General features: G+C 60.1%; 23 protein-coding genes and 1 pseudogene. 20 read left to right on the top strand and 4 right to left on the bottom strand.

All coding sequences use genetic code 11. From position 1 onward, the window contains the following. The first annotated feature begins 27 nt into the window (after positions 1–27). A complete protein-coding gene (locus OMP38_RS19845; protein WP_277566622.1) occupies positions 28–537 on the top strand; it encodes an SRPBCC family protein in 510 nt (169 codons plus the stop codon). A gap of 394 nt (positions 538–931) precedes the next feature. Here OMP38_RS19845 and OMP38_RS19840 read toward each other — a convergent pair whose 3' ends face one another. After that, positions 932–1,684, bottom strand: a complete 753-nt coding sequence (locus OMP38_RS19840) for a hypothetical protein (protein ID WP_277566621.1) — start codon at positions 1,682–1,684, stop codon at positions 932–934. A gap of 213 nt (positions 1,685–1,897) precedes the next feature. Here OMP38_RS19840 and OMP38_RS19835 point away from each other — a divergent pair, with 213 nt between their 5' ends. The 11 genes from OMP38_RS19835 to OMP38_RS19785 all read left to right on the top strand — a co-directional run bounded on the left by OMP38_RS19835 (position 1,898) and on the right by OMP38_RS19785 (position 14,944). After that, a complete protein-coding gene (locus OMP38_RS19835) occupies positions 1,898–2,758 on the top strand; it encodes a DUF72 domain-containing protein (RefSeq protein WP_277566620.1) in 861 nt (286 codons plus the stop codon). Between the two features lie 113 nt (positions 2,759–2,871). After that, positions 2,872–3,822, top strand: a complete 951-nt coding sequence (locus OMP38_RS19830; RefSeq protein ID WP_277566619.1) for an ArsR/SmtB family transcription factor — start codon at positions 2,872–2,874, stop codon at positions 3,820–3,822. Between the two features lie 179 nt (positions 3,823–4,001). After that, positions 4,002–5,375, top strand: coding sequence for an ABC transporter substrate-binding protein (locus tag OMP38_RS19825; protein ID WP_277566618.1), 1,374 nt, complete (start codon positions 4,002–4,004; stop codon positions 5,373–5,375). Between the two features lie 84 nt (positions 5,376–5,459). Then, entirely contained in the window at positions 5,460–6,644 is a 1,185-nt protein-coding gene (locus tag OMP38_RS19820; protein WP_277566617.1) for a carbohydrate ABC transporter permease, read from the top strand. Then, complete coding sequence (locus OMP38_RS19815; RefSeq protein ID WP_277566616.1) at positions 6,544–7,161, top strand: carbohydrate ABC transporter permease; 618 nt, start codon at positions 6,544–6,546, stop codon at positions 7,159–7,161. The genes OMP38_RS19820 and OMP38_RS19815 overlap by 101 nt, the downstream gene beginning before the upstream one ends. Continuing rightward, positions 7,158–8,246: an acyltransferase family protein gene (locus OMP38_RS19810; RefSeq protein ID WP_277566615.1), complete on the top strand. Its 1,089-nt coding sequence runs from the start codon at positions 7,158–7,160 to the stop codon at positions 8,244–8,246. The genes OMP38_RS19815 and OMP38_RS19810 overlap by 4 nt, the downstream gene beginning before the upstream one ends. 19 nt (positions 8,247–8,265) lie before the next feature. Then, positions 8,266–10,017, top strand: a complete 1,752-nt coding sequence (locus OMP38_RS19805) for a glycoside hydrolase family 2 protein (protein ID WP_277566614.1) — start codon at positions 8,266–8,268, stop codon at positions 10,015–10,017. A gap of 80 nt (positions 10,018–10,097) precedes the next feature. Further along, the gene (locus tag OMP38_RS19800) at positions 10,098–10,736 is read left to right on the top strand and encodes a family 43 glycosylhydrolase (protein WP_277566613.1); all 639 of its coding nucleotides are present in this window, start codon (positions 10,098–10,100) and stop codon (positions 10,734–10,736) included. Further along, the gene (locus tag OMP38_RS19795; protein WP_277566612.1) at positions 10,706–12,550 is read left to right on the top strand and encodes a 3-keto-alpha-glucoside-1,2-lyase-like domain-containing protein; all 1,845 of its coding nucleotides are present in this window, start codon (positions 10,706–10,708) and stop codon (positions 12,548–12,550) included. Before OMP38_RS19800 ends, OMP38_RS19795 begins: the two co-directional genes overlap by 31 nt. A gap of 46 nt (positions 12,551–12,596) precedes the next feature. Beyond that, positions 12,597–14,375 carry a glycoside hydrolase family 2 protein gene (locus tag OMP38_RS19790; protein ID WP_277566611.1) on the top strand — a complete coding sequence of 593 codons (1,779 nt, stop codon included), beginning with the start codon at positions 12,597–12,599 and terminating at the stop codon, positions 14,373–14,375. A gap of 104 nt (positions 14,376–14,479) precedes the next feature. Beyond that, positions 14,480–14,944 carry a hypothetical protein gene (locus tag OMP38_RS19785; protein WP_277566610.1) on the top strand — a complete coding sequence of 155 codons (465 nt, stop codon included), beginning with the start codon at positions 14,480–14,482 and terminating at the stop codon, positions 14,942–14,944. On the opposite strand, the gene OMP38_RS19780 is transcribed toward OMP38_RS19785, so the two are convergent. Beyond that, positions 14,941–16,098: a cation diffusion facilitator family transporter gene (locus OMP38_RS19780; protein WP_420869680.1), complete on the bottom strand. Its 1,158-nt coding sequence runs from the start codon at positions 16,096–16,098 to the stop codon at positions 14,941–14,943. The two genes, OMP38_RS19785 and OMP38_RS19780, sit on opposite strands and share 4 nt — an antisense overlap. A 212-nt stretch (positions 16,099–16,310) precedes the next feature. Here OMP38_RS19780 and OMP38_RS19775 point away from each other — a divergent pair, with 212 nt between their 5' ends. Then, positions 16,311–16,745, top strand: a complete 435-nt coding sequence (locus OMP38_RS19775; RefSeq protein ID WP_277566609.1) for a GNAT family N-acetyltransferase — start codon at positions 16,311–16,313, stop codon at positions 16,743–16,745. A 58-nt stretch (positions 16,746–16,803) separates the two neighbouring features. Here OMP38_RS19775 and OMP38_RS19770 read toward each other — a convergent pair whose 3' ends face one another. Next, positions 16,804–17,229: a helix-turn-helix domain-containing protein gene (locus OMP38_RS19770; protein ID WP_277566608.1), complete on the bottom strand. Its 426-nt coding sequence runs from the start codon at positions 17,227–17,229 to the stop codon at positions 16,804–16,806. 19 nt (positions 17,230–17,248) lie between these two features. Here OMP38_RS19770 and OMP38_RS19765 point away from each other — a divergent pair, with 19 nt between their 5' ends. The 7 genes and pseudogenes from OMP38_RS19765 (at position 17,249) to OMP38_RS19735 (ending at position 23,959) form a co-directional block, all read left to right on the top strand. Continuing rightward, positions 17,249–17,881 (top strand): nucleoside hydrolase, encoded by a 633-nt coding sequence (locus OMP38_RS19765; RefSeq protein WP_277566607.1) that lies wholly within the window; start codon positions 17,249–17,251, stop codon positions 17,879–17,881. Positions 17,882–18,387: 506 nt separating this feature from the next. Then, positions 18,388–18,572: pseudogene (locus OMP38_RS19760) on the top strand (DnaJ domain-containing protein); the annotation flags it as partial. Between the two features lie 35 nt (positions 18,573–18,607). Then, positions 18,608–19,438, top strand: a complete 831-nt coding sequence (locus OMP38_RS19755) for a DnaJ C-terminal domain-containing protein (protein ID WP_277566883.1) — start codon at positions 18,608–18,610, stop codon at positions 19,436–19,438. Positions 19,439–19,515: 77 nt separating this feature from the next. Then, positions 19,516–22,179 carry an ATP-dependent chaperone ClpB gene (clpB, locus tag OMP38_RS19750; protein WP_277566606.1) on the top strand — a complete coding sequence of 888 codons (2,664 nt, stop codon included), beginning with the start codon at positions 19,516–19,518 and terminating at the stop codon, positions 22,177–22,179. 378 nt (positions 22,180–22,557) lie between these two features. After that, positions 22,558–22,839, top strand: coding sequence for an RNA polymerase sigma factor (locus OMP38_RS19745; protein WP_277566605.1), 282 nt, complete (start codon positions 22,558–22,560; stop codon positions 22,837–22,839). Further along, positions 22,776–23,123, top strand: a complete 348-nt coding sequence (locus tag OMP38_RS19740) for an RNA polymerase sigma factor (protein ID WP_277566882.1) — start codon at positions 22,776–22,778, stop codon at positions 23,121–23,123. The genes OMP38_RS19745 and OMP38_RS19740 overlap by 64 nt, the downstream gene beginning before the upstream one ends. Before the next feature lie 134 nt (positions 23,124–23,257). Next, complete coding sequence (locus tag OMP38_RS19735) at positions 23,258–23,959, top strand: hypothetical protein (protein WP_277566604.1); 702 nt, start codon at positions 23,258–23,260, stop codon at positions 23,957–23,959. A gap of 24 nt (positions 23,960–23,983) precedes the next feature. Here OMP38_RS19735 and OMP38_RS19730 read toward each other — a convergent pair whose 3' ends face one another. After that, complete coding sequence (locus tag OMP38_RS19730; protein WP_277566603.1) at positions 23,984–24,967, bottom strand: SDR family oxidoreductase; 984 nt, start codon at positions 24,965–24,967, stop codon at positions 23,984–23,986. Between the last annotated feature and the right edge of the window lie 96 nt (positions 24,968–25,063).

Below are 25,063 nucleotides of genomic sequence, written 5' to 3'. Positions count from 1 at the left end.
ATATGAACCGCGAGCAGGAGGGAGCGTATGGGCGATTCGGTCTATCGGTTCGAGCATGTGTGGCGCGTGGATCGGGATAAAGAGAGGCTGTGGGCGATGATCGCTGATTTCCGGTACGACGGTTGGTGGCCGAACGTCGAGATCGAGCGGATCGCGACGGGCGCTTCGGGCGACGGTTCGGGCAACGCGTACGCGTCCGTATTCCGACCCTGCGCGCTCTACGCGCTCAAGCTGTGCGTAGTCGTCGTCGAGAGCCGCCCGCCTACTGCGATCGCGCTGCGCGTTGCGGGCGACTTGGAAGGGCATGCCGTCGTTCGGCTGCACGGCGCCGGACGCGCGACGGAAGTGCATTTCCTGATGGAGCTGGCAACCAAGCGCAAATGGATGTCCGCGCTGGCGCCGCTCCTGCGTCCCGTCTTCGTCCGCAGTCACCGCCGGATGATGGCGGCGGGCGTCGCGGGCTTGGCGGCCTACCTGGACGCGGATATCGTGCCCGGCAGCGTCCATGCGCCTTACCGGCGGCTTGCGCGCGGGTAAGGTCGCGAGGCGCCGCAAGCATCGCAAGCAAAAACAAAGAGACCGTCCGAAGACGGTCTCTCGTACCCGAGCGGCGCTGCTTGATTGAACCGTATCCCGCGCCTCCAGCCGGATTAGAGACTGGATCGGGTAAGGGATACGTTCAACATATGGGAACTAATGTTGACGCACCTCCTTTCCTGTAACTGCATTCTATCACAGCTCCGGGCAAAAAAAGATAGTCTATTTAGAATAATCAGAATAATATATTTAGGCCGGTTCGCCGCCATCGCTTGGATGCATGGCGGGGCGATCTTTCGTGTAACCAGTTCCTTAACCGGATGGCCTGTTAGCCATATGAACGCTTAAAAAGGCGCGAAAAGCGTAACTTTTTCTCTTCAATATATTTCCTCATTTACTCTGCTTTCTGATTAACAATAACAATATGCGACTCGTTTGAATTAGCACTAAAAGGCAATGATATTTTTTCATTATTCATATAATTTAATGTCCAGTTTTTTGCTTCGGCAACTAAGAGTAATTTCGTATTAGGATACCATGGTCTATAGGTTTCTCCATTTTTTTTGTAAGCGATATTGAGAATTGACTTTGTATCCCAATAGCCAAAAATCTGTACGCTGTCTGCTTTCTTGCTGTTTAAAATAATTTCTTCCGGCAACTCGACAAGTATTCGATTGAGTTGGGAGGCTAAATAATGGGGTTTAGTACTGTCTTGTTGTTCATTTACAACTTCCACCAATTTCCCTGATTCAATTCTAATCGTGAAAACCAATATTTTTCCATCGTCAATAAAACTAATTTCAGAAGTAATGAATTCCTTTTCGGCATCTGAAAGACGGTGGTCGTATTCATTTTTGATGGTTTCCTCGAAGGATGGTGCGGAGGAAGGGATTGCTCGCGAGATCAAAACGCCGACATAAAATAGTAAAGGAAGGAGAAATATAAATGCGTCGATTTTATACTTCTTTTTCTTTTGTTTTAAAGTAAACAGATAAATAGATAACATCAAAGATATTCCGATGAAGTAGGGGAATAGTAGGATGATCAGGACGTCAAAGTGCGTTTGCGCGTACCAATACCCTAATCCCCATAAGACCAGCAAAACATAAAATATGTAAATTGTAATATTTAGTTTTTTATCCGGCATCCTCTGTTCCCCTTTTTAAAACACGTGCTTGATTTAACGAAATTATTGATAATTTTACCACCTACTTTAAGTTACAGGGAAATTTGTATTTGTCCAAATAAATTTGTCCACATACTACTAACGCCAAGCGGCGGACGAAGTCGTTCGTTCATTCAACGCTCCGGCGTGTAAAATAGACGTAAGGATAAATTTGGCGCAAGGGAGACGACGGCGATGATCCGAATCGGACTGACAGGCTTCGGCGATCACGAGGAGCTGTACGGCAAACTGAAGTCCGGGGAGCGGCTTCGCGAGTACGGCAAGCACTTCGACGTGGTAGAGATCGATAGCTCGTTCTATGCGGTGCCCTCCGTGAAGAATACGGCCAAGTGGACGGCGGACACGCCGGACGGCTTCAAGTTCGTCGTAAAGGCCTATCAAGGGATGACAGGACATTTGCGCGGCAAGAAAAACTACTTCGACGACGAAGAAACCATGTACAAGGCGTTCCACGAGGCGATCGCGCCCATGCGGGAGGCCGGCAAGCTGGCGGCCGCGCTGTTCCAATATCCGCCTTGGTTCGACTGCACCCGGCAGAACGTCGATTTACTGCGCCGCACGCGGGCATATATGGCCGACGTCCCGTGCGCGCTGGAGCTGCGCAACAGAAGCTGGTACGCCCCGGAATTCAAGGAGAAGACGATCGACTTTATGAAAAAGGAAAACTGGATCCACACGATCGTCGACGAGCCGCAGGCGGGAGAAGGCTCGATCCCGATCGTGCCGGTCGCCACGACGGACGACATGACTTACGTGCGGCTGCACGGGCGCAACGAGGGCGGCTGGCATGCAAGCGGGAATCCGGATTGGCGCAAGCTGCGCTACCTGTACCGCTACGATGCGGACGAGCTCGCCGAGTGGCGGGACCGGCTGCTGGCGCTGGAGAAGGGGACGGAGACGGTGTACGTCGTCTTCAACAACAACTCTGCCGGCGACGCCACCCCCAACGCCAAGGCGCTGATGGACATGCTGTCCGGCATGGCGCCGGAGGCGGCCGCGGCCCGTGCGGACGAGAAATATCCGGTCACGGTCTAAATGGCAATCGTCGATTAAAACAAAAAAATAGTTTTAATACAAAATTATTGATTATATCGATGCCTTCATGTAGAATTTTTGTTGAAAAGAACATTGGCGAGGACGGGGAAGGCATGCTGGAGCTGAGCTTTAACGATCCGGAAGGGCTGGTCAAGGTTTCGCACGCGCTCTCCACGCGGTCCCGCGTCGATATCCTCAGGTTGCTGAGCACCAAGCATATGAATGTGGCGGAGCTTGCGGAGACGTTGGGATTGCCGATGTCGACGGTCGCGAACAACGTCAAGATTCTCGAAGCGGCGAACCTGATCAATACCGAATTGCTGCCTGCTTCCCGCGGCGCCATGAAGGTGTGCAGCCGGAACTACGACGATATTCATATCGCCTTCAGCCTGGAGAAGTCGATGCCGAAGAAGGCGATCGACCTGTACGAGGTCGAAGTGCCGATCGGCCACTATACCGACTGCGAAGTTCAGCCGACATGCGGCATGGCGAACGCGGAGGGCATGATCATACGGGAGGACGAGCCTGCCAGCTTCTATCATCCCAAACATATCGGAGCCCAGATCATCTGGTTCCGCAAAGGCTACGTAGAGTATTTGCTGCCGCTCGAGCTGCCGCCCAAGGCGCGCATCGAAGCGCTGGAGCTGTCGGCCGAGATTTGTTCGGAAGCCCCGAACTACGATAACAACTGGCCCTCCGACATCTCCTTCTGGATTAACGGCGTCGAGATCGGCGTATGGACAAGTCCCGGGGATTTCGGCGACCGCAGAGGCAAGCTGAATCCGTCGTGGTGGCTCGACTGGACGACGCAATACGGCTTGCTGAAGACGTGGAGGATCGACGGCGAACGGACGACGCTGGACATGGAGCGGATATCGGGCGTCAAGCTGGGCGACCTGAACCTGATGCAGCGCCCGAACATTCGGCTGCGCATCGGCGTGAAGCCGGACGCCGTTCATGCCGGCGGCGTGAACCTGTTCGGCAAGCAGTTCGGCGATTATGAGCAGGATATCGTCATGAAAGTGCATTATTCGCTAGAAGATCGCATGACGGAAGACCTTTAATTACAGAATTTCTGTAATTCAAGGTCTTTTTGTTTGTTTTTAATACAAAAAAACGGTTTGAAACCGTTGACATGGTATAGTGAAGAAGTTATTATAGGCTCATAGATACAAAATAAATGTAATAAAACAATATTATTGTTTTGTATCTAATTACTTTTAGGATTAAGGGGGAGGCAAACATGAAGAAGAGCTATGGTTTGTCCGTAACGGCATTACTCTCGGTATCCCTCATGTTGAGCGCGTGCGGCGGCAACAACAACAACGGCGGCAACGCATCTCCGGCCGATTCGTCGGCGCCCGCATCCTCGGCACCGGCATCTTCGGCCGCGGCTTCTGAAAGCGCTGCACCCGCGGATAACGGCGGCAGCGGCGAAAAGGTCAATCTCAGCTTCTGGACGCTGTTCGACGGCGGCGACGGCGCGAACATGCAGGCGCTGGTCGACGAGTTCAACAAGACGCATCCGGACATTCAAGTGAAAAACACGAAGCTCGTATGGGGCGAGTACTACACCAAGCTCATTACGGCCGTCGGCAACGGAACCGGTCCGGACGTCGGCATCTCCCACACGTCCCGCCTCCCCGACCTGATCGACCAAGGCGTCGTGACGGCCTACGACGACGTCGCCCAGGACGCGGGCGTCGACTGGAGCACGTTCAACCAAAATCTCCTGAACGCGACGGTCGTCGACGGCGAACACTACGCGGTGCCGATCGATACGCATCCGTTCATTATGTATTACAACAAGAAGCTGCTGAAGGACGCCGGATTGCTCGGCGAAGACGGCAAGCCGGTGCTCGAGCAATCCGCCGACGGCTTCATCAAATTCCTCGATGCGCTGAAGGCGAAGCTGCCGGCCAAGACGACGCCGTTCGCCCTGTCCAACTCGAACGACGATCCGTACCGCCTCTGGTGGGCGCTGTATTCGCAGCTCGGCGGCAACGACGTCGTCGCCGACGACCTGAAGACGGCTGCCGTCGATGCCGACAAGGGCGCCAAAGCCGCCGATTATATTCAGAAGCTGTACACGAACGGCTATATCAAGAAGAACGATCCGGACTTCTACAAAAACTTCCAGAGCGGCACGGCTGCCATCATGATGACCGGCGTATGGGCGACGGGCACGTGGGAGTCGACGAAGGGGCTCGACTTCGGCGCCATGCCGATCCCGAAGATCTTCGACCAGCCGGCGACCTGGGGCGATTCGCACACGATCATCCTGCCGACGACCAAGGCGAACGATCCGGCCAAGCGCAAGGCCGCGGCAATCTTCGCGAACTGGATCGCGGACAACGGGCAGATCTGGGCGAAGGCGGGCCATATCCCATCCAAGCCTTCCGTGCTCGAGAAGGAAGAGTTCAAGGCGCTGCCGTACCGGAGCGACTATGCTTCCGTCGCCGACACCGTCAAGTTCAGCAAGCCGTCCACCAAGGTCTGGCAAATTCGCGACAACAGCTCCTTCAAATTCCTGAACGAAGTGTGGGCAGGCAAGATGACCCCTGCGGACGCCATGGCCAAAATGCAAGAGGCCACGCAGAAGATTCTGAACGAGTAGAGCTTGCATAGCGGCGCCTGGCGGGCTTGCGGTTCCTTAAGAGCCGCAAGCTTGCCCGGCGATCAGGGAAGAGGTGAAGCGCGAATGAGAATGAACAAGATGAGAGCGGACGTGCTTGCCCTGCTGTTCCTGCTCCCGTTTTTGGCCGTATATGGCTTATTCACGATCTGGCCGATGGTCAAAGGCGTTCAGATGACTTTTTACAAATGGACCTTGATCAAGAAAATGAAATACGTTGGCTGGGACAACTACAGCAAAATGTTCCACGATCAGGAAGTATGGGCGGCCATCTGGCACTCCGCGATCTTCGTCATCCTGACGACGCCGACGATGATCGTGCTCGCGATTGTGCTCGCAATGATCGCCAACCGCAAATCGCGGCTGCAAAAGCTATACCGCAGCGTGTTCTTCCTGCCCAGCGTGCTGTCGGTAGCGGTCGCCTCTTATTTGGGCCTTTTTGTTTTTCAGCCGTACAACGGCTTCGTCAATACGCTGCTCCATCTGATCCGGCTGCTGCCCGAGAATCGCGAGATCTTCTGGCTGACGGAACTGAGCCTGTCCTGGATCGCCCTTACGCTCATCACGCTGTGGTGGACGGTCGGCTTCAACTTTATTCTCTACCTGTCGGCGATGCAGGACATTCCCGACGAGATCGTCGAAGCCGCGAAGCTGGACGGCGCGAGCGACTCCGTGATTTTCTGGAAGATCACGCTTCCTTATCTGACGCCGATTACGAAGACGATCGCGATGCTGCAGATCATCAGCTCGTTCAAAGTCTTTTTTGCAAATCTATATCATCACGGGCGGCGGTCCGCTGGACAAGACGAGACCGATCATCCAGCTTATCTACCAGACCGGCTTCCGCAAAAACGATCTGGGCTACGCGGCTACCATGTCCTACATGCTGTTCGTCATCCTGCTCGTGCTGTCCGCCATCCAGTACTTCATCAACAACCGGAAAGGAGCGAATGCCTGATGTGGAAGTGGATCTATCGGATCGTATCCGTCATTTTCGGCTTCCTGTTCATCGCTCCGATCGTCTGGATGCTGGTCGTCTCCATTAAAAAAGGAAGGCATGAAAATCGTCACGCTCATAGACTGGTTCACGCCGCCGTATTCGTTCGCCGTGTACGAAGATATCCTGAGCGCCACCAAGCTGTCCAACTGGATGTTCAACAGCTTCTTCGTCGCGATCTGCGTCACCGTATTCACGGTCGCGTTCGCGGCGATGGCCGGGTTCGTCATGTCGAAGCTGCCCTTCCGCTATAAATCGGCCATGTTCTTCCTGGTGCTGTCGGGGCTGCTCATTCCCGGCGAAGCGATCATCATCCCGCTGTACCAGGTCGCCAAGGATATGAGCCTCTTAAACTCTTATCAAGGCCTCATCATACCCGCGCTCGCGTCTCCGGTCGCCGTCATCGTCCTGAAAAGCTTTTTCGACGGCGTGCCGAACGATCTGCTCGAGAGCGTGCAGATCGACGGCGGCGGCACCTGGCGCATTTTCACCCAGATCATGCTGCCGCTGAATCGTCCCGCGCTTGCCTCGATGGCGATCCTGACGTTCATCGGCTCCTGGAACAACTTCCTGTGGCCGTTCCTGTCGGTCACGGACGACAATCTGTTCACGCTGCCGATGGGGATCCCGACGCTGATGAGCCAGTACTCCGAGGATTACGTGAAGCCGATGGTCGTCAACACGATCTCGTCCATTCCGATCATTCTGCTGTTCATTATTTTCGAGCGCCAGATCATCAAGGGCGTCAGCCTGTCCGGGATTAAGGGATGAGCGCGCAGCAAGCGGTCAAGAAGCGGGAGCGGGCCATCGATCTCTTCAAAGGTCTGCTTGTCATCGGCATGGTGTACTGCCATACGCTTCAGTTTTTCAGCGATCAGCAGGTGTATCCGAACGGTCAGCCGTTCATCGACGCGATCAACCTGATCACCTTCTCCGGCTTCGTATTCGCCTTCGGCTACGTGTCGCAGCTTGCCTACTACGCGAAGACGTTCCGCAGGGCGGCGCCCCGCATGCTGGCCGCGGCGGCCAAGACGCTGGTCGCCTTCTACTTGTCCGGCACCGCCTACCGCGTGTTCATCGACGGGCGCGGCCTGACCTGGGCGAACATCAAGCCGATCCTGTTGCTGGACGACATGCCGGGCTGGTCGGAGTTTCTCGCTTCCTTCACGTACTTGACGATCGTCGGACTCGCGCTGTTCGTGCCGCTCAAGAAGCTGTCGGCGCGCAAATGGCTCGGCTTCGCCGTCGCCGCCGCGCTGCTGCTGGCGACTTGGATGCCGTACGGCTCCGTGCATGCGGCGCAGCTCGGTCCGCTCCTGGGGACGCGCGACTTCGCATCGTTTCCGGTCCTGCAGTATTTTCCGTATTACATCGTCGGCATGCTGTTCGCCCGTCACCGCATCGCATGGGATTGGCGGGTGCTGGCGGGTGCTGCCGCCTCGACCGGCGCGTTCCTGTGGAAGTGGCTGTCGGCCGAAGGTCAGGCGCTGCCCGGCAGATTCCCGCCGACCGTCTGGTGGATCGTCGGACCCGCGCTCGTCCTCTACGGCTATTACCTGCTGTCGAAGCTGATGGAGCGCTATCCGGCTCCCTTTGCGCCGATCGAGGCGATGGGCCGCAACGTGCTGTGGTTCCTCGTGATGAGCAACATGCTCATCTTCGCGTTAAAGAGCAAGCAGACCGACCTCATGCTCAGCGCTTCGGATAGCTGCTGGATGGCGCTCGCGTTGCTGACCGTCGTGTCCTTCAGCGTGTGGATCGTCACGAAGCCGTCCGGAGGGCGACCCCCGGCGGAAAGAGAGAGCCGTCCCGCCGCGGACGGCACGACATCTATGAATATGTCATCATCGGCATAGAAAAAGGAGCAGGAAAGCAATGACTGAACAATGGCGCAGCGAGTATCCGCGCCCGCAGTTCGTCCGGGAGCAATGGATGAGCCTGAACGGGGAATGGGAGTTCGAATTCGACGACGCACGGGTCGGGGACAAAGAGAACTGGTACGAGAAGGGCGCGTTCTCCCGCGTCATCAACGTGCCGTTCTGCTACCAGAGCGAGCTGAGCGGCATCGGCGACCCGTCGTTCCACGACGTCGTCTGGTACCGCCGGACGTTCGCGCTGCCGGACGCATACGCGGGCAAACGGATCTGGCTGCACTTCGGCGCGGTGGATTACGAGGCTGCGGTATGGGTGAACGGCAAGCTCGTCGCGACGCACGAGGGCGGGCATACGCCGTTTCGCGCCGACATTACCGAAGCGCTGAAGGACGGGGACAACGTCGTCGCCGTCAAGGCGGTCGATTACAGCCAGGACGTCACGCTGCCGCGCGGCAAGCAGTTCTGGGAGGAGAAGTCCGCGGGCATCTTCTACACGCGGACGACCGGCATCTGGCAGAGCGTGTGGCTGGAGCCGGTATCGCAGACGCACATCTCCCGCGTCCGCATGACGCCGGACATCGATCGCGGCGAGCTCAAGCTGCAGACGTTCGTCGGCGGCTTCGCGCCGGGGCGCGACGTGACGCTGGAGGCGACGGTGTCGTTCGAAGGTCAAGTCCTGTCTCGCGACGCGTTCACGATCGCACGGGAGGCGGAGAGCCGGTCGATCGGCATTCACGACTTCAACGACCACGGCCTTGGCCGCTGGTGGAGTCCGGAAAAGCCGCACCTGTACGATCTGAGGCTGCGTCTCCTCGTCGACGGCGAAGAGGCGGACCGCGTCGACAGCTACTTCGGGATGCGCAAGGTCTCGATCGAGGACGGCGTCGTGCAGCTCAACAACCGCCCCTACACGATGCGGCTCGTGCTGGATCAAGGGTACTTCCCGACGGGACTGCTTACCGCGCCGAGCGACGACGATCTGCGCCGGGACGTCGAACTGACCAAGGAGATGGGGTTCAACGGCGCGCGCAAGCATCAGAAGATCGAGGATCCGCGCTATCTGTACTGGGCGGACCGGCTGGGCCTGCTCGTCTGGGGGGAGATGGCCAATTCCTATCATTTCTCGGAAACGTACGTCGGACGCGTGACGAGAGAATGGCTGCAGGCGGTCGAACGGGATTACAATCATCCTTCGATCGTAGCTTGGGTGCCGATCAACGAGAGCTGGGGCGTCACCAACATCCTGGTCGACGAGCAGCAGCAGCAGCACGCGCTCGCCATGTACCACATGACCAAGTCGCTGGATCCGATGCGGCCCGTCATCTCCAACGACGGCTGGGAGCTCGTGCGGACGGATCTGGTCACGATCCACGACTACGAGTGGCGCCGGGACGTGCTGGCCGACCGTTACTCCGCGCTGGACAAGGCGCTGTCCGCCCGGCCGGGCAACCGATTTATCCTTGTGCCCGGCTACGAATACGAGGGGCAGCCGCTGCTGCTCACCGAATTCGGCGGCATCTCGTTCCGGAAGAGCGATTGGGAGGGCTGGGGCTACTCCGGCGCCGAGGACGACGAAGACTTCGTTCGCCGTCTGCGCGACGTGCTGGAGCCCGTGCGCGAGGCGCCGCTGATCCAAGGCTTCTGCTACACGCAGCTGACCGACGTCGAACAGGAGATCAACGGCCTGCTGACCTACGACCGCCGGCCGAAGGTGCCGCTCGCGGAGATCCGCAAGCTCGTGCAAGGCGACTGACCGAGGCGCCGACCGGCAATAAGCAGGGACGAGGGGCGTCCGCACCGGAAGCCTTTTTGTCCGAAGGAGGAGCGAACGCGATGAAGCGCGCGATCCGAACGGCGGGACGCTGGCTGCTTGCCTTGACGCTCGCGGCGAGCGGCACGGGCTGCGCCAGGGGCGGGGATCCGGCGCCGGAGGTGCCCGCCCGCACTTACGCCAATCCGGTCTCGCTGCCGGACGAGTGGGGCGAATACGGGCTCGGCGATCCGTTCGTGTTCAAATACGACGGCTATTACTACCTGTATGTCAGCACGCGGGATACGGACGCCGGCATCAAAGTCTGGCGATCGCCGAATCTGGTCGATTGGCATTACGAAGGGCTCTGCACGGAGGACCCGCTCACGACCGCGGCCTACGCGCCTGAAGTCCGCTATTGGAACGGCAAGTTCTACATGTACACGTCGCCAGCGGGCCAGGGCCATTACGCGCTCGTCGCGGACAGTCCGACCGGTCCGTTCAAGATCGCGACCGACAACTTCGGCCGGACGATCGACGGCACGACGTTCGTCGACGACGACGGCCGCTGGTACTTTTACTACGCGGGCTCCGGCGGCATTCAAGCCGCGCCGATGACCGATCCGCTGACGGTCGAGCCGGAGGAGGCCAGACCGGCGCGTACATGGATGGGTGGACCGAGGGGCCGACCGTGTTCAAGCGCGGCGGCAAGTATTACATGACTTATACGGGCAACCACGTGTTCAGCGCCGGCTATCGCGTGAACGCCGCGGTCAGCGACGATCCGCTGCGGGGGTTCGAGGGCTTTGCGGGCAATCCGTTGCTGCTGCGTACGGACGGGGCGACGGTCGGACTCGGGCATAACTCCTTGGTGCGCGGGCCGGATCTCGACAGCGACTACATGATCTACCACAACCTCGAAGGGCACGGCGTCGTCGGCCCGCTGCGGCACATGGACATCGACCGCGTCGTCTGGAACGGGGAGCGGTTCGCGGTCTGGGGACCGACGGCCGAGGCGCAGCCGGCGCCGGAGCCGCCTGCGTTCGAGGACCGCTTCGAGCGCGGCGAGCTCGGCAAGGCGTGGCGCAACGAGGGCAAAGGACGTTGGACGGTGAAGGCGGGCGAAGGCTTGCGTGTTAAGACGGACGGAGGGGACGCGAGCGCGCTGCTGATCGCGAAAAAGGACGCCGCGAGCGACTTTACGGCGGAGTATCACGTGAAGCTTGAATCCGGCGGGCGCGCGGGAGCGGTCTTCGCATATGCGGACGACAAGAACTACGGAACCGCGCTCATCGATGCGGACGCCCGGACGCTGCGCGTGCGGGTGCTCCGCAAAGGCAAGGCTGCGGAGCAAGCCGAGGCGCAGCTGCCGAACGGGGTGGACCCGGCGCAGCTGCACGAGCTTCGGCTGGAAAAGTCGGGCCTTGAGCTGCGGGTGTACGCGGACGAGATGAAGCTGGTTTCGCTGCAGTTGACGACGCCGCTCGAAGCCGGGAGCATCGGGTACGCGGCCGAGGGGACCGACGCCTCGTTCGGATACGTCGCGTTCAGCGACAAGGCGGACGGCAGCGGCTCCCTGACGGCTTACGCGCCGGTGCCGGGACGCATGGACGCCGTGCATGCCGAAGAGGCCGGCGGGAAGGCGAAGCTGGCGGACGATGGCGCAGGCGGGTTCAATCTGGCGGGCCTGGCAGGCGGCCAGAAGCTGAGCTACCGCGTGAACGTCGCCAAAGAAGGCGAGTATGGCATTCGGCTGCGCATGAAGCCCGTCGCGGAAGGAGCGAAGCTGCGGCTAACGACGGAGAGCGGCGGGACGGCGATCGAACTGCAGCCGTCAAGCCTGGGCGGCGCAGCCGAAGCGGGCGCATGGACGATCGTCGGCGCGGACGGCGTCAAGCTCCAAGCGGGCGCGCAGACGTGGAAGCTGGAGGTCGCGGCGGGAGAGGCGAGCCTCGCCTGGCTGGAGGCATGGGCCGATGTGCCGGTCGAGCCCGCGCAGGAAGGCTTCGACGATCGCAACGACTTCGGCTGGTCGCGTTACGAAGGCGAATGGTCGGTGCGGCAGGGCCAGCTTCGCGCTTCGTCGGTTCAGCCGGCCAAGTCGCTATGGGGTAATTACGGATATGCGGATTATGCGTTCGAAGCCGATATTACCGTCCCCGGCGCCGGCGGGCAGACCGGCATGCTCGTCCGGGCGACGGATCCCGCGAACGGCATGGAGCTGAACCAGAATCGAACGGATTTCATAAGAGGCTACTACGTCTACCTGGACGCGTCGGGCATACACCTGGTCAAGCAGGATTACGGCTCGATTCCGCTGGCTGACGCGGCCTACAAGCTACCGGAGGCGGGCGAATGGCTTCATCTCAAAGTCGAGGCTAGCGGCAATCGGATATCCGTGTACGCAGGGGGAGCAGGCGATCCGGTCATCCGCTACGAAGACCGAAGCGATACGCCGCTGCTGCACGGCAAAGCCGGCTTCAAATCGATCGACGCGGCCTCGCGGTTCGATCAGGCGAGCCTCGCGCCGCTCTGACGTTCCCCGGCCGCATACTTTTAAAAAAAAGGATTGGTGAAACGACATGTCGCTTAGCATGTATCGCGAAGAATACCCGAGACCGCAGTTCGTTCGCGAATTTTGGCTCGATTTGAACGGCGAATGGGACTTCGGCTTCGACGACGGCAACGAAGGAGAGTCGAGGCAGTGGTACCGGACGTTTCCGGGAGACCGCAAGATTCAAGTGCCGTTCGCCTACGAGACGAAGGCGAGCGGCATCGGCGAAGAGCAGTTCCACCCGTACGTCTGGTACCGCCGGACGTTCGAGGTGCCGGCCGAGCAGCGGGGCAAACGCGTCATCCTTCATTTCCAAGCCGTCGACTATATCGCCAAGCTGTGGGTGAACGGGGAATACGTCGGTCTCCACGAAGGCGGATATACCGCGTTTTCCTTCGATATCACGCGATATCTGAACGACGGCGTCAACGCGATCGTCCTTAAGGCGGAAGACAGCGACAGCTGCACGCAGCCGCGAGGCAAGCAGCGCTGGCGCGAAGCGAACTTCGGCTGCTGGTACGTGCAGACGACCGGCATCTGGCAGCCCGTGTGGCTGGAGTGCGTCGACGCGCGGCATGTGGAGTCCGTCAAGATCACGCCGGACGTCGACGCCAACGCCGTGCGCTTCGACTACCGGGTGCAAGGCCGGACGGCCGGCGCCGCGCTTCGATTGACGACGCGCATCGCTATGGACGGTGAGCTGATCAAGGAGACGAGCATCGCCGTCGACCGCGACGCCGTGTCGGCGAGCGTCGAGCTGATCAGCGAGGCGCGGGAATGGCGGGTCGAGCTCTGGAGTCCGCAAAACCCCAAGCTCTACGAGGTCGAGTTCGTGCTGACGGACGGAGATCGGGTCGCGGACCGCGTCAGCTCGTATTTCGGCATGCGCAAGGTGTCGATCTTGAAGAGCCAGATCCTTCTTAACAATCAGCCGATCTATCAGCGTCTCATTCTGGACCAAGGCTACTGGACCGACACCCATCTGACGCCGCCCTCGGTCGAAGCGCTCGTCAAGGATATCGACCTGATCATGGAAATGGGCTACAACGGCGTGCGCAAGCACCAGAAGATCGAGGATCCGCGCTTCCTGTACTGGTGCGACGTGAAGGGCTTGCTCGTCTGGTCGGAGGTTCCCGCGACGTACGAGTTCAACGACGAGGCCGTGTCGAGGTTCACGCGGGAGTGGCTGGACATCGTCCGGCAGCATTACAATCACCCGTCGATCATCACCTGGGTGCCGTTCAACGAGTCGTGGGGCATCGGCAACGTGTTCGCGGACCGCAAGCAGCAGCAGTTTACCGAATCGATCTATTACCTGACCAAGGCGATCGATCCTTACCGTCCAGTCGTCGTGAACGACGGCTGGGAGCATACGATCTCCGATATTCTCACGCTTCACGACTATGAAGAGGACGGGGCGGCATTCGCCGAGCGCTACGCCGGCAAGGAAGCGATCACGTCGAACGATATCGCCCACTGCAACCACAGATATGCGCTGGCGCAAGGCTACGAGTACCGCGGACAGCCGATCGTGATCAGCGAATTCGGCGGCATCGCCTTCCGCACCGACAAGGGCTGGGGCTACGGCAACCAGGTCGATTCGGAAGAGGCGTTCCTCGAACGGTTCCGGAGCATTACGCAGGCGATCAAGGATACCGATTACATTTGCGGGTACTGCTATACCCAAGTCTCCGACGTTCAGCAAGAGGTGAACGGGTTGCTCGCCGAGGACCGGACGCCGAAGATCTCGCTGGACAAGATTCGGGACGTCAATCTGGCCAAGGGCCGGGGCGGCTTGCTCAGATAATCGGCGGCATTGGCTGAAGGCATGCCGAGTCTACTTCGCGATAGGCGGTCACCCGCGGCTGTGGTATTATAAATTAAACTACAGCTAGACAGGCGGGATGGCTTATGACTTCCGAATTGCGCGTGGACCATTGCCCCGGTTGCGGCAGAATCTATCAGATTAATCTCAGGCAGCTGTGCGCGGCCTGCACCGCCGCCGAAGACGCGCTGATGAATCGTATGGAAAAAGAGCTTCGCGCGAACCGCAAGCTGACCACGGAGGAGCTGGCGGAGCGGGTAGAAGAGCGTCCCGAGCTGATCCGCGCGTGGATCCGTAAAGGGAAGCTGAAGGTATACGATTATCCGAACCTGACCGACGCTTGCGACCTGTGCGAGGCGCCAATCCGAAAGGGCAAGCTGTGCCAGAGCTGTTCGATGAGGATCCAGAGCGAGGTCGCGCATGTCTACGAGCAGGAACGGCTGATGCAGGAGCGCAAGCGCAGGGAAAATATCTTTTTTGAACAAGCGCAAATAAAAAAAGGGAAGCCGCGTCGCATAGGCGCGTGCTTCCCTTTTTTAAGAGCCGGCTAGACAGGAATCTCTTTATGCCGAATGGCGCCGCTCTCCACCTGGATGGTTGAGTGGCTGATGCCGAAGCGGTCTTCGATCAAGGAGATCGCGCGCTGCAGCACGTCCTGGCACTGGACCCCTTCCTCGACGAGGATGTGGCAGCTGAAAGAGTCGAGGCCGGAGGTGATCGTCCAGATATGCAGGTCGTGCACGTCGCGTACGCCGTCGAGCGTGAGCAGCGCGGACCTCACCTCTGCGTGGTCGATGCCGGCCGGCGTACCTTCCATCAGCACGTGGACCGTCTGCGCGATGACGAGCCATGCGCTCCGCAGGATCAGGACGGATACGACGATCGAGATGATCGGATCGGCGATGTACCAGCCGAAGGCCATCATAAGAATGCCGGCCGCGATGGCGCCGACGGAGCCGAGCGCGTCGCCGAGCACATGCAAGTACGCGCTGCGCATGTTGACGTTGTTCTCCACGTCGCCTTGGCGCGTGAGCGCCCAGGCGCTGGCCAGATTGGCGATGAGGCCGACGGCCGCGATCGCCATCATCGGGCCGCCGGACACCTCCGGCGGAGACGCCATCCGGCGGATAGCTTCGTAGACGATGAAGCCCGCGATGACGAACAGCGCGACGCCGTTGAACAGCGCGGCGAGAATCTCGAAGCGGTGAAAGCCGTAGGTGCGCTTCGCCGAGGCCGGACGGGAGGCGAACCAGAGCGCGGCCAGGCTCAAGGCCAGCGCGCTCGTGTCGCTCAGCATATGCCCCGAGTCCGACAGCAACGCGAGGCTGTCGGTTAGCAGCCCGCCGACGAACTCCAGCAGCATGATGCCCGCGGTGATCGCGAGGGCGATCGTCAGTCCTCGGCGGTCGCCTTCGCGCCCGTGATGATGCCCGCCGATCCCGTGATGGTGGCCGTGATGGCCGTGCCCATGCGCGTGTCCGTCATGGCCGTGCGCGTGTCCGTGGGCATGTCCGTGCGAATGATCGTGCGAATGACTGTCCTCGCGCTCGTGCGAGTGCCCATCCGAACGATCGTGCGAATGTCCTTCGCCGTGATCGTGCGCATGGGCGCAGGCGTCCGAATGCGCACGATCGCCGCCAGGATTTTGTGCTTGCGCGTTGTCTGCGGCCCGGTCGGCCGTCAACCGCTCGTTTCGTTTATCCATTGCAGTCAGCCCTTCCGTCCTAGCGAGCATTTTAACATATGAATACTTGCTCATATTATAATGTATTTAAACCGATCGCACAATGACGAAACCGCGGCATAACTCTCCCTCTTGCCTGAACGCGGTCTCGCCGGACCTCCGCTGAATAACCGCGAGCGAAGCGGGTATATAGTAGTATATGCCATAGCGGCTGATTAGAGGAGGCGAACGCCATGAGCAGTCCGATCGAGGGCATCAAAAAAGAAATGAACAGCATGAAAGGACATATCGATAGCATCAAATCCGACGTTCAAGATACGATCGGCAGCGTGAAGGATACCGTGTCAGAGGCGAAGGATACATTCAAGGGCTGGAAGAAAAAAGACGAGGTCGGCGTCATTCATAAAGAAGGCAATGCCTTCGTCGTTCGCGAGAACGGCGAGCAGGTAGGCGAGATCACGTTCATGCCGGACGGGGAGAACACCTGGCTGCTGAACCATACGTACGTATCGCCGGAATACCGGGGCGGCGACATCGCCCGTCGGTTGCTGGACAGAGTCGTCGAGGAGGCCCGCTCGGAAGGGAAAAAGATCGTGCCTTTGTGCTCCTACGCGCTCGTGCAATTTAAACGCAACGCCCAATACGGGGACGTCTGGCGCAAAAGTTAATCGTGTCTTGCGAATGGAGCGCACGGGCTGGGGCCCCTGCGCTCCTTTTTCTTCGTGGCTACGCGTTGACCTTGCGATAAGCGCCGGGGCTCCATCCCGTCTCGCGTTTGAACAAGCTGCAGAACTGCGAGTCGCTCGCGAAGCCGCAGTCCGCCGCGATCTCGGAGATGCTGCGCTTCGTCTCTCGCAGCAGCGTCCGGGCATGCGCGATTCGCCTGCCGAGCACATAGCGTCCGGGCGACGCGCCGGTCTGCGCCTTGAACAAATGGCGGTACCGGTCGAGACTGTAGCCCGCCATGGCGGCGAGCGAGCCGAAGTCGATCCGCCGGTGAAAATTTTCGTTCATATAATTAATGGCGTAACGGAACTTATCCTCCGCATACGCCGGCGAACCTCCGGTCAGCCTCCGCCGCCGAAGCGTCAGGACGAGCTGGGAGGTCAGCAGATCGAGCATGTCGGCGTAATCCTCGTCTTTATTTTTCATTTCGGGATCGACGGCTTACTTGCCCGGTCCAGACGAGCCGGTGGAAAGCGAGGCCGCCCGAGATCTGATTCGCCGGGCGATGGCGCGCGGTAAGGATGATCCTCTCTATGTCGTCGCCATCGGCGCGATCACCAACATCGCCTCGGCGCTGCTGCTACAGCCTGCCATAGCGAACCGGATCGTGCTCGTCTGGCTAGGCGGCCACGCTTTCCACTGGCAGGATACGCGCGAGTTCAATCTTGCGCAAGATCTGCATGCGGCTCGCGTCGTGCTGGACGCGGGCGTGCCGCTGGTTCTGCTGCCCTGCATGGGCGTCGTGTCGCATCTGACGACGACGCTATCCGAGCTGCGGGACTACGTTAAGGACCAAGGTCCGCTCGGGCAATACCTATACGAGACGTATCGCAATTGTATGGCTGATCACGTCGGGCACTCACGCGTGATCTGGGATCTATCCGCAATCGCATGGCTGGTCCGGCCAGAGTGGTGTCCGAGCGAGCTCACGCCGAGTCCGCGCGTGACCGACGACTGCCGCTGGGCCGAGGCGGAGGCGGAGTGGCGCCATCCGATCCGCTACGTGACGCATGTCGACCGGGACGCGATCTTCAGGGATCTGTTAGCGAAGCTGGATCAAGCGAGCGGGGCCGAGTGACGCGAGGGCGCAATCGGTAAGGCCAAACCGACCCATACAATTTAAAGCTATCCCCTTCGCGCAGGCGAAGGGGATATTGGCGTCGGACCAAATGGCAGCGACAGGCAAGTTGACGGACTGTAGGTCCCTTTCGAAAACTATTCGAAAGGATAGCGGCCTTAAAGGACTATAGTTCCGCTATGGCGACTCGCAGCTTCGATATCGCATGCATTCCAGGGAAACAGCGGATTCTGTGTCCGGCGCCTCTGGTTTCGTGTGTTTTATGCAGAATAGCGGAACCTGCGTCCGTAGAATTGGACGAGGTCGGCAGTGTCGGCCATTTCAAAATCGTCAGCTAAGATCAGTATTGGTCAAAATGAGCCTTGCGAGTGAGATAAATAGAGATTATGGTCTGAAAATCGCCTCAAAACGCCTGAAATCGGCTTTGGCATATGCGCCTGACAGGTCTATAATGGCATTAAGGTCAAAAAAGGTCAGAAGAGACCGCCCGGGGGAGGAGATGCGCAATGAAGATCGGCAATCCGTATGAAGCGCTCGGCGTCGGCAAGGACGCGACGAAGCAGGAGATCAAGAAGGCTTACCAGAAGCTGGCCAAGAAGTGGCATCCCGACGTGAATAAAGCCCCCCGAGGCGGAGTCGAAGTTCAAGGAGATCGCGGAGGCTTATGACATTCTAAGCCATGACGATAAAAAGCAGGCTTACGAGGAAGAACAGCGCTATGACGCGATGCGGCGCGAGTATGCGGGACGGGCAGGAGGCGGCGGACCGAGCGGCGCGCAGAACGGCGAAGCGTGGAGCTGGAGCGGAGGCGGTCAAGGCTCGGCAGGATTGTCCGAGGAGGAGCTGTACGAGATGCTCTTCGGCAATGGCGGGATCGGCAGCAGAGCGGGCTTCGGCGCCTACGGCAGCGCCTCCGGCGGGAGGAGCGGCTTCGGCGGTTACGGCGCTTATGGCGGCGGTCCGGGCGGGTTCGGCGCCGAAAACGCGTGGGACGCTTCGGGGTTCGATCCGTTCGGCGCGAGCGCGCGAACGCAGCATGCCAAGCTGAACGTCAGCCTGGAGCAGGCTTGGCAGGGCGCCAAGGTCAACGTGAGGGTCGGGACCAAAGACATCGCGCTTCGCGTGCCCGAACGAATGGCGGACGGCACCGTCATCCGGCTCAAGGGAGACGGCGCGAACGGCGTGCAGGAAGGCGACGAGCTGCTGATCGAGCTGTCCGTCGAGCCGAATGCATCGTATGCGCTCGGGGAAGACGGAGATTTGCGAGCGACCGTGGAGGCTGCGCCGTGGCAGGCCGTGCTGGGCGGAGAAGCCATCGTCCGGCTGCCGGACGGCGGCCAGGTCAAGCTTCGGATTCCGCCCGATTTTCCCGCGGGCAAGCAGCTGCGCATACCGTCCAAGGGCCTGCGCCGCAAGGACGGCGGATACGGCGACATTCTGTTCGACGTCGCGCTCGCCGTACAGCCGAATCCGAGCGAGGAGGAGCGGAATTTGTACCGCCAGCTCGCGGAACGCAGCAGCTTCAAGGCAGGCATTAAGCCGCGTACAAAAAGCTGATGCTTCGGGGCGCACGCTTAACCAGCATGAATCCGCTGCAAGCGGGACATCATTTTAACCGATAAGGAGAGACGCATATGGACTTCAACAAATATACGCAAAAACTGCAGGAAGCCGTCGCAGGCGCGCAATCGCTGGCCGGCGCGAGCGGACATCCGGAGATCGATTCGCTCCATCTGCTCGCAGCGCTGCTGAAGCAGCAGGACGGACTGCTGCCGCGGCTGCTGCAGCGGGCCGACATTCAGCCGGCCGAGATGGACCGGCAAGCGATGGGGCGGTTAATGAAACGCCCGCGCGTCGGCGGTTCGGATTCGGTCAAGCGGTACGCATCGCCGGCGCTCGTGGCCGTGCTGGAGCAGGCGGAGCGCGAAGCGGCGGCCATGACGGACGAGTACGTGGCGGTCGAGCATGCGGCGCTCGCGATGGCTTCCGCGCCGAGGGAAGGCAACCGCGACGTGCGCGAGCTGTTCGACGCCTTCGGACTGACGCGGGACCGGCTGCTCGCCGTCCTCAAGGAGATCCGGGGCCATCAGCGCGTAACGAGCCGGGAGCCTGAAGCGACGTACGAGGTGTTGGAAAAGTACGGGCGCGACCTCGTCGCCGAGGTGCGGGCGGGCAAGGTCGATCCGGTCATCGGCCGGGACGGCGAGATCCGGCGGGTCATCCGCATTCTTTCCCGCAAGACGAAAAACAATCCGGTACTGATCGGCGAACCGGGCGTCGGCAAAACGGCGATCGTCGAAGGGTTGGCGCAGCGGATCGTGCGCAAGGACGTGCCGGAAGGACTGAAGGACAAGACCGTATTTTCGCTGGATATGAGCGCGCTTGTCGCGGGTGCGAAGTACCGCGGGGAGTTCGAGGAGCGGCTTCAAGCCGTGCTGAAGGAAGTGAAGGAGAGCGACGGCCGTATCATCCTGTTCATCGACGAGCTGCATACGATCGTCGGCGCCGGCAAGACCGAGGGCGCGATGGACGCCGGCAACATGCTGAAGCCGATGCTGGCGCGGGGCGAGCTTCACTGTATCGGCGCGACCACGCTCGACGAATACCGGACGTATATCGAAAAGGACCCGGCGCTTGAGCGCAGATTCCAGCAGGTGCTCGTCAGCGAGCCGAACGTCGAGGATACGATCTCCATTTTGCGCGGCTTGAAGGAACGCTTCGAGCTCCATCACGGCGTTAAAATCCACGACAGCGCGCTGGTGGCGGCGGGCACGCTCTCCAACCGGTATATCGCGGACCGCTTCCTGCCGGACAAGGCGATCGACCTGGTCGACGAAGCCTGCGCGATGATCCGCACGGAGATCGACTCGATGCCCGGCGAGATGGACGAGGTCATGCGGCGCATGATGCAGATGGAGATCGAAGAAGCCGCGCTCAAGAAGGAGTCCGACGACGCGAGCAAGCGCCGGCTGGAGTCGCTTCAGCGGGAGCTGGCGGATCTCAAGGAAAAGCATCTGGGCATGATGGCGCGCTGGGAAAAGGAAAAAGCCGCGATCCAAGGCGTGCGCGAGCTGCAAAAGCGGCTTGAGCAAGCGCGCAAGGACTTGGTCGACGCGCAGGAGGAATACGATCTGAACCGCTCGGCCGAGCTGAGCTACGGCATCATCCCCGATCTTGAGCGTCAGCTCAAGGCGGCGGAAGAGGCGGCCGAGCAAGAAGGCGAGACGCGCCTGCTGCGGGAGTCGGTGACCGAGGAAGAGATCGCCGACATCGTCTCGCGCTGGACGGGGATCCCGGTCAAGCGTCTGGTCGAAGGCGAGCGAGACAAGCTGCTGCGACTGGAAGAGACGCTGCACGAGCGCGTCGTCGGCCAGGAAGAGGCCGTCGGTCTCGTCGCCGACGCCGTGCTGCGGGCCCGCGCGGGCATTCAGGATCCCAACCGGCCGATCGGATCGTTCCTGTTCCTGGGGCCGACGGGCGTAGGCAAGACGGAGCTGGCCAAGGCGCTCGCGGCGACGCTGTTCGACCGCGAAGACGGCATGATCCGGATCGACATGTCGGAGTATATGGAAAAGCACAGCGTGTCCCGACTGGTCGGAGCGCCTCCCGGATACGTGGGCTACGAGGAAGGCGGACAGCTCACCGAAGCCGTTCGCAGGCAGCCGTACACCGTCGTATTGCTCGACGAAGTCGAGAAGGCGCATCCCGACGTATTCAACGTCCTGCTGCAGCTGCTTGACGACGGCCGTCTGACCGACTCGCAAGGGCGCGTCGTCGATTTTAAAAATACGATCGTCATCATGACGTCGAACATCGGCTCCCCGCACCTGCTGCAGGGCGTGGACGACAACGGCGACATCGCGCCGGCCGTTCGCGACCGCGTCATGAAGGAGCTGTCCGGACACTTCCGGCCGGAGTTCCTGAACCGCGTCGACGACATCGTCTTGTTCAAGCCGCTGTCGCGGGACGAGATCGAATCGATCGTGCGCAAGCTGGCGCGCGGTCTGGCAGACCGCCTGTCCGAGCGCGGCATTGCCCTGCGGCTGACGGACGAAGCCGTCCGGTTCATCGCGAAGGAAGGCTTCGATCCCGTATACGGCGCGCGTCCGCTGAAGCGGTTCATCCAGCGTCATCTCGAGACGCGGGTGGCGAGGGCGCTGATCGCAGGCTCGGCGCCGGAAGGCTCGACCATGGCGGTCGAAGCATCGGAAGGCGGCTTGTCGGTGGAGATCCGGCAGGCCGGCGAGGTAGCGTCTGAAGCGGGGGAACCCGCCGCAGAGCGACTGCAGACCGTGTGATACCCAGCTTCATATACAGCCATCCGCTATTCCGGTTCGTGCCGGGGAGCGGATGGCTTTTTCGCGCGATAAACGTCTTTTTTTACGTTTGAACGGTATCCCCTTCGCGCAGGAAGGCTGGCAAAGCTCTATTCGACTCGTCTTCATTTGAAACGCCTCCATTTGATTCGTCTCCATTTGAACAGTGTCCCTTTCCGTCAGGCGGGGATAGTCGTGGGCTCGGAAGGGGAAGCAGCTTGTTCCTGACCGAAGGGGATATCGTTCAAATATGCGAACTGCGCGCATCTTCCTGATTGAAGGGGATATCGTTAAAATGCAAAATAGCGGAACAAACGGGAACGGTCCGTTGTCTTTATGGCGTAGGGGGAGGCGAGGCGCTTGGCGGACATCGAGGATCGTGACCTCAAATATCGCTCCGGGCTGGACGCGGGCGAGTTGACTGGATTGATCGCCAAGTACTGGCATGACGTATGGCAGTATGCGTTGTTTCTGACCCGGCGGGAACACATGGCGGAGGATATCGCGCAGGATACGTTCGTGCAGGCGATACGGGCGATCGATTCTTATCGGGGGGGGACGGACCGGTTAAAAATTGGCTGTTTCGGATCGCGCGCAATACGGCGTTCAATTATCGTAAGTCCGCTTTTTGGCGCAAGGTGACGCTCGTCGGTCTCATTCCGGACGGCCAGCGGGCTGCTTCTGCGGAGAGCGAATATTGGCGGAGCGAATTCGCGAACGAAGTATGGACAGCGGTGTGGGACTTGCCCCGGAAGTATCGCGAGCCGATCATTCTGTTCGCGCACTATGAATGGTCCTACGGCGAGATCGCGCGCTTGCTCGGCATCGCGGAAGGCACGGTGAAGTCTAGACTTTCGAGAGGCAGGGCGATGTTGGCCGGACGAATGAAAGGGGAGGAGAACAATGGGCAGCCGGATAACGGATGAGGACTTGAGGCGGGATGCGCTGTTCGCGAGGCTGAGAGTAAAGCCCTTAAGCGAGCGGCGGAGACTTGACGATCATAAGTTAGCCGCCATTCTGGCCACTACGGATGATCGCGTCCCCCCCTGCAAAGCGCGTTATGCGAAGATGGGCGATCAGGGGATGCGCTGCGCTGGCGGTTTTGCTGCTGCTGGCGGGATTCGGCTATGCTTGGGAAGCGCCGGGCGGATTCGCGGATCGGCGGCTGTCGAGCGCGATGGGGCTGCACGCCGGCGCGTTGCGCATTCCGATCGGACGCACGCCGGAGGAGGCGGTGGAAAAGTTTCGGCACTTCGATACGATGCGGGTCGTTCACCGCGAAGCCGTAGAGGGCGGCGTGCTGCTGTTCATCAAACGGAGTATGCAGCCGAACGGCACGGATCTGCAGATTGAATTCGTTCGCCATACGTGGCTGGGCTGGAAATGGGGCATGGGCGGAGGTTACGGCATCGGCTACGGCGAGCCGGGGGAGACGGGCGTTCGCACGCTGTTGAATTATATGACGATGCCCAACAAATATCCGGACGTACCCGGTCCTTATCCGTTGGCGGTTGGGGAGCTGACCGATGCGTCCATCTCAGGCGTCATTCTGAAGACCAGTGGCGGGAAACCGGGCAAATACGCAGCAAATGTCGTTGAATATGAACCGGGCAAGAGGCTTTGGTTCGTCCTGCTGCCCGGCTTCGCGTCGGTGCCCTATACGGTTCAGGCGCTGGATGCGGATGGGAACATCGCCGCGGAGAAGACGCTCAGCGACCCGGTCAACGATACGGGAGATATTAAAACAAGCGCGAATCGATAAATCGGTGATGGAGCGGAATGCGCTTCAGCTGTTCGTCGATTGGCCGCCGTCGACGTGGAGGACCTGTGCGGTGACGTAGCGGGAGTCGTCCGAAGCGAGATAGACGTAGGTCGGCGCGAGTTCGAACGGCTGTCCGGGACGGCCCAGCATCGTATTCGTGCCCAAGACAGCCACCTGATCCGGGGAGAAGCTGCTCGGGATGAGCGGCGTCCAGATCGAACCGGGGGCGACTGCGTTGACGCGAATGCCTTTGGGTGCCAGGTTGCGCGCCAGCGCGCGCGTCCAGCCGACGATGGCGCCTTTGGTCGCGGTGTAGTCGAGGAGCGTTTTTTCGCCGACATAAGCGACGACCGAGGCCGTGCCGATGATCGACGCGCCGGGCTTCAGGTAAGGAAGCGCCGCGCGAGTCGTATGGAAGTGCGAGAAGAAGTTTACTTTGAACGTATTCTCGAACTGCTCGTCGGTGATGTCCGCCAGCTCGTTTTGCTGAAACTGGATGCCGACGTTGTTGACGAGGACGTCCAGGCGTCCGAATGCTTTTGCCGTGTCGTGGACGATCGATTCGCACACGGCTTTGCCGCGCACGTCGCCGGGAAGCAGCAGGCAGCTTCGGCCGTACGCCTCGATGCAGGTTTTGGTACGCTCCGCGTCCTCGTGCTCGTCGAGGTAGGAGATGGCGACGTCGGCGCCTTCCTTGGCGAAAGCGATGGCGGCCGCAGCGCCGATGCCGCTGTCGCCGCCGGTGATCAGCGCGGCTTTGCCCTCGAGCTTGGCGCTGCCTTTGTAGTGCGGATTGTCGACGATAGGCTTCGGCACCATCAGATTCTCGATGCCGGGCTGACGGTATTGACGCTGCTCGGGTACGCTGATCGCGATATCCTCGTAGCGCGTGACGGTGCCGTAGCTGGGATAGAGGGGATAAGGGGCGTCGATTTTCGCCTCTTCGAATTTGAACTGCATGCTTCGTATTTGCTCCAGCTCGCGCTCGCTATCGCGTTTGTCGGTCATGTCGGCCTCCCGTGAATCGGCGACTCGCGCTTCGAACCTGGAAGCTGCGGGTCTTCCTCGATATCGTTATTTCTCACCCTATGCGGAAGCGGCTAG

Source organism: Cohnella ginsengisoli (assembly GCF_029525555.1).
GTDB classification, from domain to species: Bacteria; Bacillota; Bacilli; order Paenibacillales; family Paenibacillaceae; genus Cohnella; species Cohnella ginsengisoli.
Note: the sequence above shows the minus strand (reverse complement) of the source record. Positions and strands in the feature narration are given on the sequence as shown.

Coding starts and splice junctions, on each gene's coding strand:
- OMP38_RS19755 (WP_277566883.1), top strand. CDS start 18,608: ATGCGGCGCGAGTATGCGGGACGGGCAGGAGGCGGCGGACCGAGCGGC.
- OMP38_RS19730 (WP_277566603.1), bottom strand. CDS start 24,967: ATGACCGACAAACGCGATAGCGAGCGCGAGCTGGAGCAAATACGAAGC.
- OMP38_RS19840 (WP_277566621.1), bottom strand. CDS start 1,684: ATGCCGGATAAAAAACTAAATATTACAATTTACATATTTTATGTTTTG.
- OMP38_RS19835 (WP_277566620.1), top strand. CDS start 1,898: ATGATCCGAATCGGACTGACAGGCTTCGGCGATCACGAGGAGCTGTAC.
- OMP38_RS19790 (WP_277566611.1), top strand. CDS start 12,597: ATGTCGCTTAGCATGTATCGCGAAGAATACCCGAGACCGCAGTTCGTT.
- OMP38_RS19735 (WP_277566604.1), top strand. CDS start 23,258: ATGCGAAGATGGGCGATCAGGGGATGCGCTGCGCTGGCGGTTTTGCTG.
- OMP38_RS19775 (WP_277566609.1), top strand. CDS start 16,311: ATGAGCAGTCCGATCGAGGGCATCAAAAAAGAAATGAACAGCATGAAA.
- OMP38_RS19780 (WP_420869680.1), bottom strand. CDS start 16,098: ATGGATAAACGAAACGAGCGGTTGACGGCCGACCGGGCCGCAGACAAC.
- OMP38_RS19810 (WP_277566615.1), top strand. CDS start 7,158: ATGAGCGCGCAGCAAGCGGTCAAGAAGCGGGAGCGGGCCATCGATCTC.
- OMP38_RS19800 (WP_277566613.1), top strand. CDS start 10,098: ATGAAGCGCGCGATCCGAACGGCGGGACGCTGGCTGCTTGCCTTGACG.
- clpB (WP_277566606.1), top strand. CDS start 19,516: ATGGACTTCAACAAATATACGCAAAAACTGCAGGAAGCCGTCGCAGGC.
- OMP38_RS19820 (WP_277566617.1), top strand. CDS start 5,460: ATGAGAATGAACAAGATGAGAGCGGACGTGCTTGCCCTGCTGTTCCTG.
- OMP38_RS19805 (WP_277566614.1), top strand. CDS start 8,266: ATGACTGAACAATGGCGCAGCGAGTATCCGCGCCCGCAGTTCGTCCGG.
- OMP38_RS19785 (WP_277566610.1), top strand. CDS start 14,480: ATGACTTCCGAATTGCGCGTGGACCATTGCCCCGGTTGCGGCAGAATC.
- OMP38_RS19825 (WP_277566618.1), top strand. CDS start 4,002: ATGAAGAAGAGCTATGGTTTGTCCGTAACGGCATTACTCTCGGTATCC.
- OMP38_RS19830 (WP_277566619.1), top strand. CDS start 2,872: ATGCTGGAGCTGAGCTTTAACGATCCGGAAGGGCTGGTCAAGGTTTCG.
- OMP38_RS19845 (WP_277566622.1), top strand. CDS start 28: ATGGGCGATTCGGTCTATCGGTTCGAGCATGTGTGGCGCGTGGATCGG.
- OMP38_RS19815 (WP_277566616.1), top strand. CDS start 6,544: ATGTTCAACAGCTTCTTCGTCGCGATCTGCGTCACCGTATTCACGGTC.
- OMP38_RS19770 (WP_277566608.1), bottom strand. CDS start 17,229: ATGAAAAATAAAGACGAGGATTACGCCGACATGCTCGATCTGCTGACC.